This is a genomic window from Psychromonas sp. CD1, from assembly GCF_002239585.1.
Lineage (GTDB): Bacteria > Pseudomonadota > Gammaproteobacteria > Enterobacterales > Psychromonadaceae > Psychromonas.
The window spans coordinates 1273802-1289796 of the sequence record NZ_NDFH01000003.1; the positions used below are offsets into that span (position 1 = coordinate 1273802).

The 15995-nt window shown below is 37.7% G+C and carries 12 protein-coding genes and 3 tRNA genes; 7 read left to right on the forward strand and 8 right to left on the reverse strand.

The genetic code is table 11. From position 1 onward, the window contains the following. The first annotated feature begins 2 nt into the window (after nt 1–2). The 5 genes from B8W84_RS07420 (at nt 3) to B8W84_RS07440 (ending at nt 5625) form a co-directional block, all read left to right on the forward strand. The gene (locus B8W84_RS07420) at nt 3–1703 is read left to right on the forward strand and encodes a nickel-dependent hydrogenase large subunit (RefSeq protein ID WP_094752616.1); all 1701 of its coding nucleotides are present in this window, start codon (nt 3–5) and stop codon (nt 1701–1703) included. A 133-nt stretch (nt 1704–1836) separates the two neighbouring features. Next, nucleotides 1837–2562: a Ni/Fe-hydrogenase, b-type cytochrome subunit gene (gene cybH, locus B8W84_RS07425; RefSeq protein WP_094752767.1), complete on the forward strand. Its 726-nt coding sequence runs from the start codon at nt 1837–1839 to the stop codon at nt 2560–2562. Nucleotides 2563–2612: 50 nt separating this feature from the next. Continuing rightward, on the forward strand, nt 2613–3155 hold the full coding sequence (locus B8W84_RS07430; RefSeq protein WP_094752768.1) for a hydrogenase maturation protease: 543 nt from the start codon (nt 2613–2615) through the stop codon (nt 3153–3155). A gap of 86 nt (nt 3156–3241) precedes the next feature. Continuing rightward, nucleotides 3242–5293 carry a hypothetical protein gene (locus tag B8W84_RS07435; protein ID WP_094752617.1) on the forward strand — a complete coding sequence of 684 codons (2052 nt, stop codon included), beginning with the start codon at nt 3242–3244 and terminating at the stop codon, nt 5291–5293. Nucleotides 5294–5361: 68 nt separating this feature from the next. Then, on the forward strand, nt 5362–5625 hold the full coding sequence (locus B8W84_RS07440) for a HypC/HybG/HupF family hydrogenase formation chaperone (RefSeq protein WP_094752618.1): 264 nt from the start codon (nt 5362–5364) through the stop codon (nt 5623–5625). Between the two features lie 773 nt (nt 5626–6398). On the opposite strand, the gene mnmE is transcribed toward B8W84_RS07440, so the two are convergent. From mnmE to B8W84_RS07475, 7 genes are all read right to left on the reverse strand, one after another. Continuing rightward, nucleotides 6399–7763 carry a tRNA uridine-5-carboxymethylaminomethyl(34) synthesis GTPase MnmE gene (mnmE, locus tag B8W84_RS07445; RefSeq protein ID WP_374220142.1) on the reverse strand — a complete coding sequence of 455 codons (1365 nt, stop codon included), beginning with the start codon at nt 7761–7763 and terminating at the stop codon, nt 6399–6401. Between the two features lie 243 nt (nt 7764–8006). Then, nucleotides 8007–8081 (reverse strand) — tRNA-Gly (locus B8W84_RS07450). A gap of 66 nt (nt 8082–8147) precedes the next feature. After that, nucleotides 8148–8231 (reverse strand) — tRNA-Tyr (locus B8W84_RS07455). 9 nt (nt 8232–8240) lie between these two features. Next, nucleotides 8241–8316 (reverse strand) — tRNA-Thr (locus B8W84_RS07460). A 117-nt stretch (nt 8317–8433) separates the two neighbouring features. Then, the gene (gene birA / locus B8W84_RS07465) at nt 8434–9405 is read right to left on the reverse strand and encodes a bifunctional biotin--[acetyl-CoA-carboxylase] ligase/biotin operon repressor BirA (RefSeq protein WP_094752620.1); all 972 of its coding nucleotides are present in this window, start codon (nt 9403–9405) and stop codon (nt 8434–8436) included. Further along, nucleotides 9398–10450 (reverse strand): UDP-N-acetylmuramate dehydrogenase, encoded by a 1053-nt coding sequence (murB, locus tag B8W84_RS07470; RefSeq protein ID WP_094752621.1) that lies wholly within the window; start codon nt 10448–10450, stop codon nt 9398–9400. Before murB ends, birA begins: the two co-directional genes overlap by 8 nt. A gap of 54 nt (nt 10451–10504) precedes the next feature. Next, a complete protein-coding gene (locus B8W84_RS07475) occupies nt 10505–11230 on the reverse strand; it encodes a DUF945 family protein (protein ID WP_180706042.1) in 726 nt (241 codons plus the stop codon). Between the two features lie 167 nt (nt 11231–11397). On the opposite strand from B8W84_RS07475, the gene nhaA reads away from it, so the two are divergent. Together nhaA and cobO are read left to right on the forward strand one after the other, a co-directional pair. Then, nucleotides 11398–12690: a Na+/H+ antiporter NhaA gene (gene nhaA, locus B8W84_RS07480; protein ID WP_094752623.1), complete on the forward strand. Its 1293-nt coding sequence runs from the start codon at nt 11398–11400 to the stop codon at nt 12688–12690. A 173-nt stretch (nt 12691–12863) separates the two neighbouring features. After that, the gene (gene cobO, locus B8W84_RS07485) at nt 12864–13457 is read left to right on the forward strand and encodes a cob(I)yrinic acid a,c-diamide adenosyltransferase (protein WP_094752624.1); all 594 of its coding nucleotides are present in this window, start codon (nt 12864–12866) and stop codon (nt 13455–13457) included. A gap of 45 nt (nt 13458–13502) precedes the next feature. Here the strand turns inward: cobO and prlC are convergent, their stop codons facing one another. After that, nucleotides 13503–15554, reverse strand: coding sequence for an oligopeptidase A (gene prlC, locus B8W84_RS07490; protein ID WP_094752625.1), 2052 nt, complete (start codon nt 15552–15554; stop codon nt 13503–13505). Nucleotides 15555–15995: the final 441 nt, after the last annotated feature.

The window sequence follows — 15995 nt, forward strand, 5'->3', positions numbered from 1 at the left end:
TTATGAATAAACGTATTGTCATCGACCCTATTACGCGTATTGAGGGTCACCTTCGTGTTGAAGTTGAAGTAGATGCTTCCAATGTCATTCAAAAAGCGTGGGTATCATCAACGCTATGGCGAGGCATTGAAGTGATTGTAAAAAACCGTTCTCCACTTGACGTTGGATTAATGGTACAACGTATCTGTGGGGTCTGTACCTATTCTCATTATCGTTGTAGTACCGAAGCAATTGAAAATGCATTAGGACTTAACATTCCTATTAATGCACAATATATTCGAAGCCTGATGATGACAGCTCTGCATTTACACGATCACATTATTCACTTTTATCATCTTCATGGTTTAGATTGGATAGATATTATATCCGCATTAAGTGCAGATCCAGCTAAAGCGGCACAAGTCGCGATGAAATATTCAGATACCCCTATTTTATGTGGTGAAGGTGATTTGCGTCAAGTACAGAAACGTATAAAAGGCTTAACTGACACCGGTAAATTAGGTCCATTTGCCAATGGTTACTGGGGTAATAAGACCTATAAGTTTAGTCCAGAGCAAAACTTGATAGCGTTATCACATTACCTAAAAGCCCTAGAAGTACAACGTGTTGCGGCCCAAATGTTAGCTATTTTTGGTGGGAAATCGCCACATCCTCAATCTATTGTGGTGGGTGGTATTACCTCTGTACGCGATATATTAAGCCCAGCTCGCCTGCAAGAATGGAAACAAAAGCTTGATGAGGTAGGCCACTTTATAGAAAATGCTTATTACCCAGACCTTCTAATGGTCGCCGATGCCTTTAAAAATGAACCAAGTGTACTTGGTGGCTTAAATATTAAAAACTTTCTCTGTACCGATGAGTTTTTACTGAGTAAAGGTAAATATTTATTTACCCAAGGTGTTGTAAAAAATGGCGATCTTTCTAAAGTATTTGATTTAAACCCTGATGATATTCGAGAAGATGTTACCCACTCATGGTACTCAGCCGATGCACCTCAGCATCCGTATGAAGGGACAACAATCCCTGAATATACCGGATTTATTGAACGTGAGACGCTTAATGGTAAACTGCCAACATTAAATGAAGATGGAAAATACTCTTGGATTAAATCACCACGCTATCAAGGTGAAGCCTTTGAAGTAGGCCCACTAGCGACATTAGTCGTTAACTACGCACGTGGTAATGAGTTAATTGTGCAAGAAGTCGACACTTTCTTAAGTAAAGCGGGCTTACCAATGAGCGCATTACTCACGACCCTTGGTCGCACCGTAGCTCGCATGTTAGAAACCGTTATCAATCTACGTGAAAGTGAAAAAACATTTAATGCTTTGGTAAGTAATATAGAAGTGGATGAATCAACTTACATCGAACCTTTCATTGATCCAACTAAAATCTACGAGGGTTATAAAATGATTGAAGCACCACGTGGAATGCTTAGTCATTGGATCCGCATTAAAGATGGTAAAGTCGAAAATTATCAAGCAGTTGTACCAACAACATGGAATGCTGGACCGACAGATGAGAATGGCCGAATTGGGCCTTATGAAGCATCGTTAATTGGCATTAAATTGGAAGATCCAAGTAAACCACTTGAAGTGCTACGTATTATTCATTCTTTTGACCCTTGCATGTCGTGCTCTGTTCACGTCATGGATTATAACAAGCAGTCACTAGGTGCATTTAAAGTGAACACCGCAATTTAAAAACACCACTTTAAATTAAAGTTCATATTTAACAATGTATTACACAGGATATATAGCCATGAGTGAATCACCACAAGTGCTTTCAGCATCGCAACAAGTAAAGCTAAAAGGCCGGGTCACACACATACCGACGATGAGAGAGTTTGCCTTTACACCACTGATCCGTATTTTTCATTGGCTACGGTTTCTTGCTATCATGATTTTACTAATCAGTGGTTTTTATATTGCATGGCCATTTTTAATGGATCCAAAGTCCACCGATGTATTGATCCAAGGTTGGATGCGTTTTTCGCATTTAATCTTTGGATTCATTTTTTCGTGTATCACCATTAGTCGTAATTATTTATTCTTATTCTCAAAAGATAAGAGTGAACGTCGCTCCTTGCTTGATGCGCTGAGCATTGATCGTTGGAGATCGCAGATAAAAGCTTATGTGTTTTTAGGCAAACCTGATGAAAAGTCAGGGCTTTATGGCCCTTTACAATTAGTGACTTATGCCTCGTTCTACAGCTGCTCACTCATTATGGTGCTGACCGGTTTAGCCTTATACAGCAGAGTTTATCACGAAGGTTTAGGCCAATTACTTTATGCCCCGGCTTCTTGGTTAACCTATATATGCGGTGGCCTTGCCAATGTACGTAATATTCATCATTGGTTTACTTGGGTGTTTATTGTTTTTTTAATTGTGCATGTATACATGGTTATTTGGACCGGTATTCGCTTTAAAAAAGCAGCGGTAGATGCCATTATTTCTGGTTATGATTATCATACCCATGCGCATATAGAGCCCTTCCCTGTCACCACGTCAGAATCGGTCAATATTAACGAGCCCACCATTCCTAATAAGAGCATCTTGTGAAAACTTCAGAGATTAATAACATTAACACAGCAAAGTCGTCTCAAGAGAAGATACATCCTCGGCGCTTATTACTCTTAGGTATCGGCAATATCTTATACGGTGATGAAGGGATAGGCGTACACTTTATTAATTATATTTCTGATAAATATAACATCGAAAATCCTGCTTATAAATTTGATATTGTTGATGGTGGAACGCTTGCCCATGGATTGATCCCTATGCTTGCCACCTATGATGAATTAATTGTGGTGGACACCATCAATAGCCAAGATGGTGAAATTGGCGATGTGTATTTTTTTAATTTTGATAACACCCCGCCTGATGTCGATTGGCAAGGTAGCGCACATGAAGTTGAAATGTTACAGACGTTAATAATGATGGATATGGTAGGAGACCGACCTAACACCTTTGTTTTAGGTGTTATTCCGACTGTCATAGAACCGATGTTTATGGGTCTCACGCCTCAGATTAAAAATGCTGTCGCCACTATGGAACAACAATTACTACGACACTTAACCCATCTTGGATTTACGCTTACCATCAAGAAATCTATAACGATCAATGATGTTATTCAAGATGCACAAAAACGATAAATAGCTGATAGGTTTTCATTATTTACCCTGTTATTTCAATAATGAAAACACTTGTTTTTTTACTTAATTAATATTGTGATACCTAAATGAACACCCTACTTTGTTTTGATTTTATCTGCACACAGCCCGTGCCCTTTTACCAGCACTTATGTAATCTTTTATTACGCGCACACCCCTTAGTGACACTGCAATCGAATGATATATTTACAGAGACTGCGCAAATAAGTATTGATAATGGCTATTTAAAAAATGGCCATTATCGCTACCGAATAGAAGCGCAAGGCACACAAATACAACTTGAAACCCTAGCCGATAGGATTGCTAAAGACTTCTTACTCTCTGTACATTTGGTAAAAGCGAAGATAACGCCATTAGAAAAGTCTCAAGGGAGCACTTCCATACAGATTCTAAAAAGCACCGAATTACCTTCGACTCAGAAAAAACGTTTATTTTCTAAAAATGACGCCATTAATTCCCCATTATATGAGCTTATTCATCTTGATTATTGTGCGACATGCACACCTTTATTTGGTGATAATCAAAGTCCAAAGTTTGCTCAAATAGATTTGATTTGCCCATGTTGCCATGGTGAAGAGCATTATAAAATACACAAAGAAGCGCTATTAACTAAGCAAGATGGTATTAAAAGATCACCTTCACTGACAACGCTAACCCAAGAACGTTTATTCTCGTTAGCAAAAGAACTCCTATCCGAACACACTGTCAAGATAGAAGAACTCGGTGTCACACTGAGTACCCAAGTCGCTTTATTTGAACACTCTGAGCAACTTCGACCACAAATATTGATATGTAATCCTAATACCTTAAACCTGTTTTTTAATACAACGAGTGAACAAGTGATCACTCTTTCCTGTTTTGAAAAACCCGCGATAACACTCACAACAAAAGACGCAATTCAAATACACTCATCTTCTAGTAAAATTAATGCAGCAAGCTGTGATGTTCGATTTGCCTACAACAGAGCGTTGATCATTGTGACTGAGTATTTACGCCAAAAAGGAATTGATTTTCTGTACTACAGAGTAAATACTCCCATTGCACATATGGCATTTATTGACCAACATTGGATCTGGCTACAACAACCTTATAGCATTGCTTTAAATACAACACGTGATACCTTGCGCGATAACGCTGTCGTCGGCAATTATCAGGCAATGGAGCTTAAAAAAAGGGTTGTAATACATAACTCAGTTTCCTTAGTGTTGCCCGTTAAATCGCAAGATCAGGCCTTTAATGCTCTATATGCAACTCAATTTTCTCAGGCCTCAATAAACAAACAAGATATCGTCACGATATTTTTAAGTCGCAATAGTTTAAGCCAAATTATTACCAGTAATCGCCTTCGAGATAACGGTAAAATAGAGAAAGATAAAGCTGAGAGTATTCTTCAATTTCCCAAATTACCAAATAATGGCATTGATTTTATTCAACAACTACGCGCATCAATCAAACCTAATATAGAAGGTAATTTACTAACCTCTGTGAGTATCATTGATAAGTTTCAACTCGCTTATCCCTCTCAATACCACGCATTATCAACAATGAAATTGAGTGACCAAAGCCAAAACTTAACGTCTTTATTAGTAGTGGCTGCCACGTTATTAGGCTTATCAGAAGAAAGTTCGTTAAGCGAGCAACAAAGCAATCAACAAGCTGTCGACAGGCTCTTAACATTCGCGGGTTACTTTCCAACGGAGCACTCTCCGCACATTGATTTCCCAAAAAACGTCCTAGAAAAAAGCACTCTGGACAGCGCACCTAGCAGTTTTGATTGGTGTCAAACTTTTAAAAGTTTAATGAGTTTTTGCTTAGCAAAAAAGAGTTTAAAACCTACCGATAAAGATGAAGAGAATTCTCACACAGCTCGTTTAGCATTTGGATTTTTAGATTCTTTAGCCGATGAAATGAGTCAGTGGATAGAAACAGCTGGGCATCGAGTTGGCATTACAAATGTGCTCTTAGCTGGCGATGAATTTCAATATACGCTTTTTACCAGAAGACTCTGTCGCCGTTTAAAAAACAATTATTTGATACATGCTAGCTGGCACTTAGATTTAGAAGGTGCTAATTTAGTAGCGGGTGCACTCTATTTGCCACGCCGACGTACGTACCCTTAGCCCTAACACCCTTATGCAACTCAATACCATCCTATTGTGTAAGCAGAATAAAATAGTGAGTTTTAATTATGTGTTTATCAGTTCCATCGAAAGTTATTATAATTCATGATGATTTAACCGTCACTGTCGAATCACTTGGTGTTCAGCGACGCGTCAGCACCCATTTAATGTTAACGCCTCTCGAAATAGGAGATTTTGTACTTATTCATGTGGGATTTGTAATGAACACCATCGATAAAGAAGAAGTCGCCGCAAGTTTAGCACTATATCAAGAGATAGCAGACAGCCTGCAAGCTGAAGATGATGCCTTATGGAATGCACAGCATCAATAATACAAAAAAATAACAGAGCCGATGCTTTGGCTTGTAAATATTTTAGAGCAAACAATGGAAAGGGCAACCGAAGTTGCCCTTATTTTAGCCACTCTATCAAATCCTTGACAGTTGATGCTCCCTGCATAAAATCCATTTGACCATTGTCTATCCTGACATCCACTTCCCAATCCTTCGGGCTCATCCTTTTAAATATCCATATACAATAAACAATCCTGTTTATCGGCCATCTCCCTATCCTTAGAAGGTGTCCATTTTTGTCATCCTGACATAATAATAACAATCCGCGTCATTATTGCCCTTCATCCTGAAGGTGTTCCCTTTCGACATCTTATCGAATCCTTAACATCCATTGTAATAAAGCATCCTGCTTTATGCCCTCTATCCAAGAGTGTCCTACGGTTATCCTAACCAAGAGAAATACTCCTTATCTCTCTTTAAATAACATCCTGTTATTTAATATAACAAGCAACAATAATATTTCATTCCATGTAATATTTGCCCCTTGCTTATGTATTAAATAATACACTCTGTTCATCAAAAAAAAACAACAGAATATCAAATTATTTTCAACATAAAGAAAACAAAAAACTAATCAATAAAAATCAACAACTTAAAATTGAGAGCGTTTTTTTAAAAGTGTAATTAACACAATAACCTCATTATTAAATAGTCGATCTCTTACAAAGCTATTTTTACCCAATCTGATATTTAGAATAAAATACATGCCATAATAAATATCAAAAAAAATGCTCTATCTTGCATTTAAATCTTTATTTTCCAATGCAAAAGCTCGAAAATATTCGCCCAAGCAAATCATCAGAACTAAATTCACCAGTGATCTCACTTAGATATTGCTGTGTTATCCTCAGTTCCTCTGCAAGTAACTCACCCGCTTTATATTCTTCAAGTTGTAGCTTTCCTTCTAATAAATGGCTCTGTGCATTATCAAGTGCTTCTAAATGACGTCTACGGGCCATAAAACCACCTCCGCTTGTACTTTGATAGCCCATTATCTCTTTTAAATGCTCTTTCAAAGAATCCATTCCTAAACCTGTTTTGGCAGATAGTGAATATACCGGATGCTGACTATCGTTTTGAACTAATATCGATTCTCCGGTTAAATCCGCTTTATTACGCACCACGGTTAAACCTACTGACTCAGGGAGATGTCGCATAAACTCTGGCCAAATAATGTAGGGATCCGTTGATTTAGTTGTCGTTGCATCAAGCATAAAAAGAACACGATCTGCACTTTTTATTTCTTTCCAGGCTCGCTCAATGCCGATTTTCTCAATCGCATCGGTGCTTTCTCGTAACCCAGCCGTATCAATAATATGCAAAGGCATACCATCAATATGAATATATTCTCGCATAACATCTCGTGTCGTTCCCGCTATTTCAGTGACAATTGCACTATCTTTACCCACTAACCTATTTAATAAACTCGATTTACCTGCATTAGGTCGACCAGCAATAACGACTTTCATACCATCTCGTAAAATAGCACCTTGTTTGGCTTCTTTTTTTACCGCATCTAAATTAACTATAATTTTATCTAAATCTGAGGCTATTTTTCCGTCACTTAAAAAATCAACTTCTTCTTCAGGAAAATCAATAGAAGCTTCAACATAAATACGTAAATGAATCAGACTATCCACTAATGCATTAATTTTATTGGAAAACTCACCCTGTAATGAACGCAGTGCACTTTTAGCGGCCTGCTCTGATGTTGCTTCGATGAGATCAGCGATTGCTTCAGCTTGAGTCAAATCCATTTTATCATTCATAAAAGCACGCTCAGAAAACTCGCCAGGATTCGCCCCACGTAGATTTTTAATCTTTAAAATAGATTGGATCAACATATCCATCACAATCGGTCCACCATGCCCTTGTAACTCAAGAACATCCTCTCCGGTAAATGAATTTGGTCCTTTGAAAAACAAGGCAATACCTTGATCTAACACCTGCCCTTTATCATCCATAAAGGGTAGATATTCCGCATAACGTACCTTCGGTAATTTACCTAGAACATGTTGAGCAACTAGCTCAACATCTGGGCCAGAAACACGAACAATACCGACACCACCGCGGCCAGTTGCAGTTGCTTGCGCAACAATAGTATCTGTTTTAGTCATAATTCATGATCCTTCTGTGATAAATGTCGCAGCATAATTGTATCTGAAGAAAAGTGGCCCTTTAATTTAGAGGGCACAATCTGAGTTTGCGACAGAACCAGGAAAAAGGGATATTGCTCTCGCAAAAAATAGGTTTGGACACTCGATGGTCACCGTTTGGTCACCAAGCTGTTTTTATAAGATAGTAGAAACGAAAAAATCAACCCTATAGGTTGATTTTAAAGGTTCTTTTAACAAGAAACTTGGAGCGGGCAGTGGGAATCGAACCCACATTATCAGCTTGGAAGGCTGGAGTAATAGCCATTATACGATGCCCGCATAACTGCATCTATTAGCAATGATTTTTCGCCTTTGGGGCGTTCACAAGGCCATTGTGAAATAATATGGTGGAGGGGGGTGGATTCGAACCACCGAAGCTTACGCGGCAGATTTACAATCTGCTCCCTTTGGCCACTCGGGAACCCCTCCAGACTTAAATGGTGCCGACTACCGGAATCGAACTGGTGACCTACTGATTACAAGTCAGTTGCTCTACCGACTGAGCTAAGTCGGCGCCGTCTAAGTGCGGTGAATAATAGAGACATTCATTTCATCTTGCAACTGTTATTTGCAATTAACACCTATTTATCGTCTGATTGTTCAAAAACAATACAGAGCCTTGTTAATTCGCTTATTTATGCAACAATCGCAACGAAATTTCACCACCAATAAATTCTTTTATCCCCCCTTCAACCGCTAATAATAATGCACCGTTCTCATTTACACCTCTACAAACACCGGTTTGCACTGTATCCGCCAATAAAACATTCACTTCTTTATTCAAGAAACAATCTAAATTAAACCATCTCTCTAAATAAGGCTTTAAACCATGCTGTTCATATTCACTCAATAGCCTTTCTAATTCTAAAATTAAATATGCACTTAATTCATTACGATCTATCTGTTTCGTACCTAAACTATTTAAATCAATCCAAGGTTGATCAATTAATGCCCCTTGCTCTTGCGACATACGCACATTAATTCCAATACCAATCACACAATGACAAGCCTCTGTTGCTTGTGCATTGAGTTCGATTAAAATACCCGCTAACTTTTTATTTTGATAATAGATGTCATTAGGCCATTTTAAACCAACACCCTGTATACCCATTTTTTCAAGTGCATTAACGGTAGCGATACCCACCAATAAGCTGAGGCCTGATAATCTATCTATCCCGCTATCAAAGCGCCAATAAAAAGAAAAGTATAGGTGCGAGGCAAAAGGGGACACCCACGTTCGACCGCGTCGCCCGCGTCCTTTTAATTGATACTCGGCAATACAAGTATGCCCTTTCTCAATATCACCTATTTTATCTAATAAATATTGATTAGTTGAATCAACAATTTGCTTAACGTCTACATGTTTACTTTGACTGCTAATTTTTATTTTTTTTGCATCGAGTAAGTCTATACCCCCAACACAACAATAACCCTTACCCTTTACTTTATAAATATCAATACCAATACTTTGTAATGCTTTAATGTAATTATTCACCGAAGTGCGTGAAACACCTAATGCCAGCCCTATCGTTTCACCTGAGTGAAACTTGCCATCCGCTAATAATTTAAGCAAGCAGATACCTTTTTCATTTAATTCAGACATTTTCTATCACCTTCGCTAAATTCGTTTCACCCAACTTTCCAATAAAACGCACTTCATGTTGTAATTCAATATTAAATTTATCTTTAATACTCTGCCGCACCAATTCAGCTAAGTTAATAACATCTTGTGCGGTTGCATTACCTTTATTAATGATAACTAATGCTTGCTGTTGATGTACAGCGGCCCCGCCTATTTGTCGCCCCTTTAACCCCGCCTTTTCAATTAACCATCCTGCGGCTAATTTAACTTTATCCTCGCACTGCGGGTAATAAGGCATACCCAAATTTTCATTCAGTAATTTATCTGCCACTTTTTTATCGACCACAGGGTTTTTAAAAAAACTTCCCGCATTACCTGTCTGCGCTGGGTCGGGCAATTTTTGCGCGCGGATCTGACAAATAGAATCATAGATTTTTTTAGCGCTTAAGTTTAACCTCTCAGGTTCACTTATAACCACGTTGCGGTTTTTTGCTTGCCATTTTTTTGCTAATTTTATTGTCACTTGCGTTATCAGTGCATTACACATGTTTTTTTGTTTAAAAATACTGTCGCGATATGCAAATTTACACTCGTCACCACTGAGCTTATGCAACTGCCCCGTTTCTAAATCTATGTATTCTAGCGCCACACAAAAATCTTTAAATTCACTCCCGTAAGCGCCTATATTTTGTACGGGAGCAGCCCCCATCACACCGGGGATCAAAGCTAAATTCTCTAAGCCTCCCATATCATTATCAATACAATAGGTAACGAATTGATGCCAATTTTCACCCGCGCCAACCCGCAAAATATAATCATTGGCTGTCGTACTAATATTGATACCTAATAACTCAACTTTAATCACAAGGCCTGAGAAATCATCGCAAAAAAGAATGTTACTGCCCGCACCTAAGATTAGTACCGGTTTGTTTTCATTGCGCATTTTTTTTACCAGAGGTAGCAACTCAACCAGTTGTTTTATCTCACGAAGGTGAAATAATATCTGCGTTTTTGCGTCAATAGAAAAGGTATTAAGTGCTTTAAGAGAGCAATTAGTTTCAATCATGGTGATCCTTACTTAAAGAGAAGCGTTCAGTATACAAGGAAAAGAAGGATAAATTCACCTGCACAAATTATTGAGTCCATCTTTAGAGGCTTTACTATCTCCTTTAATAAGAAAATCTTTGATATGAAAATTTCCGTTTTTAATTTTAGAACGAATATCTTGCACTCTAAATAAATACTGAGACGACTCTCTAATTGAAAGAGTATTAAAATGTGAACTTAAAAACAAATTCTCTAATTGGATAGTTAGCGAATTACTCTCTGCGTTAAAATATGCTAAATCAAGTGTAAACGCGCCAGAATAATCACTCAAATTAAGCGAATAATTAAAACTTAAGGCTTTGTTACTAAACTTTTCTTGCTCGCTTTTATAAGCGCCGGAAACAATATTCACATCTCCCGTAACGGTTCCTAATAACGACACCTGCATTTCAGAGCTTAACCATTGTGATGTTGAAAAATACTGCTTTGCTTTCTTATTCAACATTGCCGATGTAAATTTAACTTGGCTACTCAGCGTCGCTTTGTAAGGGTAGTGTTTTATCAATGTATCAATAATAAAAGTAACCCCTGGACCAGAATCCACTTGTACGGTAATTTCACTTTTAAGTCTTGATGCAAAAAAACCTTTATCATAATTAATCAATTTATACGAAATACCCTTTTCACTTTGTTGAGTAAAAAACTTTTTAGTCTCTTTTTGTACTTTCTCACCCATAAAATAAGTACTTAATAACAATAAGATGACAACAATAAATGCTGCGCTCAGCCCTTTTTTCATATCTACCCCCATTAATCAAGTAAAGTTAGTTTGACGCGGATGACTTAAAATGTCACGGTTTAACTTTAAAGTTAAACAAAAAGACGATAGATTACTATAGATATATCGTAAAAAACATGATTTTGTCTGTTTTTTAGACTAGACATCATTACACTACAGGAGAAATAATGAGTTCACATAAAGACCATTGGTTGCATAGCCCGATAACAGGGGGAGTCTTACTTTTAATCGCTTCTTGTATCGCTTTACTATGGGCGAATACCTTTCCCGATAACTACTATTATGTGTGGCATCATACGCTGTGGGAAATATCTACAGGATTGAGCGATAAAGTACATCAGATAAACTTACATAAAATTGCTAATGAATTTCTAATGGCCATCTTTTTCTTTTTCATCGGGTTAGAAATTAAACGTGAATTACTCGATGGTGAACTCTCTAGCATCAAAAAAGCAACATTACCTCTTTTTGCCGCGATTGGTGGCGTTGTTTTTCCGGCTGCTATCTATCATTTTTTTAATAGCGGACTGCCAAGTGCAAATGGTTGGGGTATCCCCATGGCAACCGACATCGCTTTTGCCTTAGGACTGCTCGCAATTGTAGGACGCCGCGTGCCTTTATCACTTAAAATATTCTTATCTGCTCTTGCGATTGGTGATGACTTAATGGCGGTGATCGTGATCGCCTTATTCTATACTAAACAAATCTTTTTAAATGAACTTTTAATCGGCTTATTAGGTTTGGTTATTCTCGGTGTTGCTAACCGCATGGGCGTGCGTAATCGTTTGTTTTATTACAGTATTGGGCTGGTTATTGTTTGGGTTAGTTTCCTTGCTTCTGGCGTACATGCAACCATTGCAGGGGTAGCTGTCGCGTTTACTATCCCATCTCGTCGAGCCATTTCAATGGATAGCTATCTTAATAAAGCAAAATCATTATTACTCGGCTTAGAAAAAGAACGCTCCTGTGAAAAAGATGTACTCTCCGAGCATGCCATACACTCATTAAAAGAAATAAAAATGTTGAGCTACCAAGCGGCGAATCCTTTACAGCTTAAAGAAAAAGCGCTGCACCCTTTAGCAACATTATTTATTGTACCTTTCTTTGCGTTGGGTAATGCGGGGGTGATCATAAATAAAAGTATGCTAGCAGAGCTCACTAACCCCATTGTTTTAGGGATAGCGTTCGCTCTTATTATTGGTAAACCCTTAGGTATTTACCTATTTACTAAGCTATTGATTTTATTAAACATTGGAACACTTCCTCGCGGAGTAACCTGGACGCATATTATTGGCGTCGGTTTTTTAGCGGGAATGGGCTTTACTATGTCCCTTTTTATCACTGATTTGGCATTCCAAGAGCCCGAATTTAAAATCATTGCTAAAGTGACTGTTTTATTAGCATCTATTATTTCAGGCATAATTGGTTACATCATTTTAGTTCGCGCTAAACCGGCATAAACAGGTGACTTACCATCAAGTTTAAATTAAAACGCATGGCTTAGGGACACAATACTGTTATGTCGGAAAATTGGCTGAGTAAGGGTCTATGCTCTAGATTAACGGTATTAAACGCATAAAAAAGATGGAACATATTTGTATATAAGCGCCACAAAAACAATCAAGGAATACTGATGGATGATAATCAATACTTAAAAAAAATGCGCGCTATCAAACAAAAACAAGACCAAAAAACAGCAACAGCTACCATTGAGCAAGGCGTCAGCATCTTACTAGCAGGCCCGGGAAAAGGTAAAAGTAGCTCTGCATTTGGTATGTTAGCTCGATCTCTTGGGCACGGACACAAAGTCGCAGTCGTACAATTTTTAAAAGGGCCGACACACACCGGTGAAGAGCTTTTTTTTGCACAACAAAAAAATGTCGATTGGTTTGCTATGGGCGATGGTTTTACTTGGGAGACACAAAATAGAGCGCTCGATATAAAAAGTGCACACCAAGCGTGGGTAAAAGCCTCACAGTTATTAAAGGATGAACGCTATCAGCTCATTATTCTCGATGAAATAACGTATATGTTTAAATTTAAATACTTAGAGATCGAATGGCTATTAGATGCATTAAAAAATCGACCGCTTAAAATGAATGTGATATTAACGGGTAGAGGTCCTGCACAAGATTTAATTGCTGCGGTTGATACTTATAGTTTAATTTTAGATGAAAAACATGCATTTAAAAAAGGAATAAAAGCACAACCTGGCATTGAGTGGTGAATATGAATAAGAGATATCTTTCGGCATCTCTTATTCAAAATTAAATTATGCAATACCACTATGGCGTAGTAATGCATTGATACTTGGTTCACGGCCCATAAAGTTTTTAAATAACTGCATAGGGCTCACACTGCCCCCTTTTTCTAAAATCGCCTCTAAAAAATCATGCCCCGTTGATGTATTAAAGATACCTTCTTTTTCAAAGCGCGAAAATGCATCCGCAGATAAAACTTCTGCCCACTTGTAACTGTAATAACCCGCGGCATAACCACCCGCAAAAATATGGCTAAAGCCATGTTGAAAACGATTAAACGCTGGCGTTGTAAAGACTGCAATACGACTACGTACATCTGCTAATATTTGCATTACAAAGTCAGGGTTATTATTTGAATCTTGGCTATGAATAGCAAAATCAAATAAAGAAAGCTCTAACTGCCTCAGCATCATGAGAGCACTATTAAAGTTTTTTGCTTGCAACATTTTATCTAATAAGTGTTTAGGCAACGGTTCACCCGTTTCCACATGCCCCGAAATCAAAGCTAATGCTTTAGGCTCCCAGCACCAGTTTTCTAAAAATTGGCTTGGCAATTCGACCGCATCCCAAGGCACACCATTAATTCCCGAGACAGAAGCTGATTCAATTTTAGTGAGCATGTGGTGTAAGCCATGACCAAATTCATGGAATAAGGTTATCACTTCATTATGTGTAAATAGAGCCGGATTATTGCCTACGGGTTTATTAAAATTACAGGTTAAATATGCAACGGGTAATTGTAATGTTGCATCACATTGACGCCGACGTACGCGGCAATCATTCATCCACGCCCCACCTCGTTTAAATTCCCGTGCATAAAGATCTAAATAAAAACTGCCTATATGTTGCTCTTGTGCATTATAAATATGAAAAAAACGTACATCTTTATGCCAACTATCAAACTCAAATTGTTCTTTTATGCTAATGGAAAATAAACGTTTAACCACTTCAAATAGCCCACTTAACACTTTATTTTCCGGAAAATAAGGCCGTACCATTTCATCTGAAATTTGATAGCGTTGCTGTTTTAATAACTCGGCATAATAACCTATGTCCCAAGCCTCTAAATGCTCTATATTATCATTTTCACGTGCAAGCTCCATGACAGCATCACGTTCAGATACACCTTGGACTCTTGATTTTTTCGCCAGTTCAGTCAAAAAATCAACAACTTGTTCTGGTGTTTCTGCCATTTTAGTCGCAAGGCTATATGCACTGTAGGTTTTAAAATCTAATAATAAAGCCAGCTCATGGCGTAAAGATAATATGCTATTTATTATCTCTGTATTGTCAAATTCACCCGCGTTAGGTCCTTGATCAGAGGCGCGTGTTGTAAATGCTTTATAGAGTTCATGGCGTAATTCTCTGTTTTTTGCATAAGTAATCACGGGTAGGTAACTCGGAATATCCAACGTAAATAAATAACCTTGCACACCTTTTTCTTTGGCCGCTTGCTGCGCACCTTGCAAAGCACTCTCAGGCAGGCCTTGTAATTGTTTTACATCGGTGACCAACTTACTCCACGCGAGGGTTGCATCCATTACATTATTACTAAATTGCGATGTTAATTGTGAAAGTTGTTTTTTTATTTCACCATAGCGTATCTTTTTCTCCTCTGATAGTGCGATACCCGCAAGCGTAAAATCACGTAATGCATTTTGGATAACTTGCTGTTGCTCAAGTTTTAAATCCTTAAACGTCATACTTTTAGAAATGCTTAAATAAGCTTGATATAAACCTTCATGCTGACCGACATATGTGCCGTATTCCGAAAATAAAGGCAAGCAATCATCATGTGCTTTACGTAACTTAGGCTCACTAACAACCGCATTCATATGCGTAATAGGCGACCATAATTTAGATAACAAATCATCAGCTTCATCTAAAGGTTGAATTAAATTTTGCCAAGTAAATGCTTTATCATTATCTAATAAACAGGTCATTAATTTTTTGTTTTCAGCAATACTCTGACGCACCGAACTCACAATATGATCCACTTTTATTTGGCTAAATAAAGGTAATTGATTTTTTTCTTCAAATGCGTATTCTTTTTTAATATTCATATTTTTCCATTTTTCCATTCATTATGAAAATAAACTGACGCTATATTGCTATACCTAGTGATACCACCAGTTTACACCGCGTTTCTCTCAATATGCAAAAGTCCCGTTAACTTTTATCTATTACAACTCGTCATTAAATACAAGTTACCAACTTTACTGAGTAAAATAATACAATAATAGATGTCGACTCGACTACATGTATTATTTCTTCTTCTGTTTTCAAGAATGGTTTTATAATCATGCTTTTCGATAAGAAATATAATCAAATGATAAAGTAATATACGCCTATGTATGCTGCCGTTAACAAGCACATTTGAGTGCTGTTAGATGCCAGTCTTACCTTGCGCTCTGCAACGTATATAGCGACTTGATGATTACTTTTTTAACGAGATGTGATTCTAAATTGAACCAATTTTAACGAGATCAATGATGATAACGTGC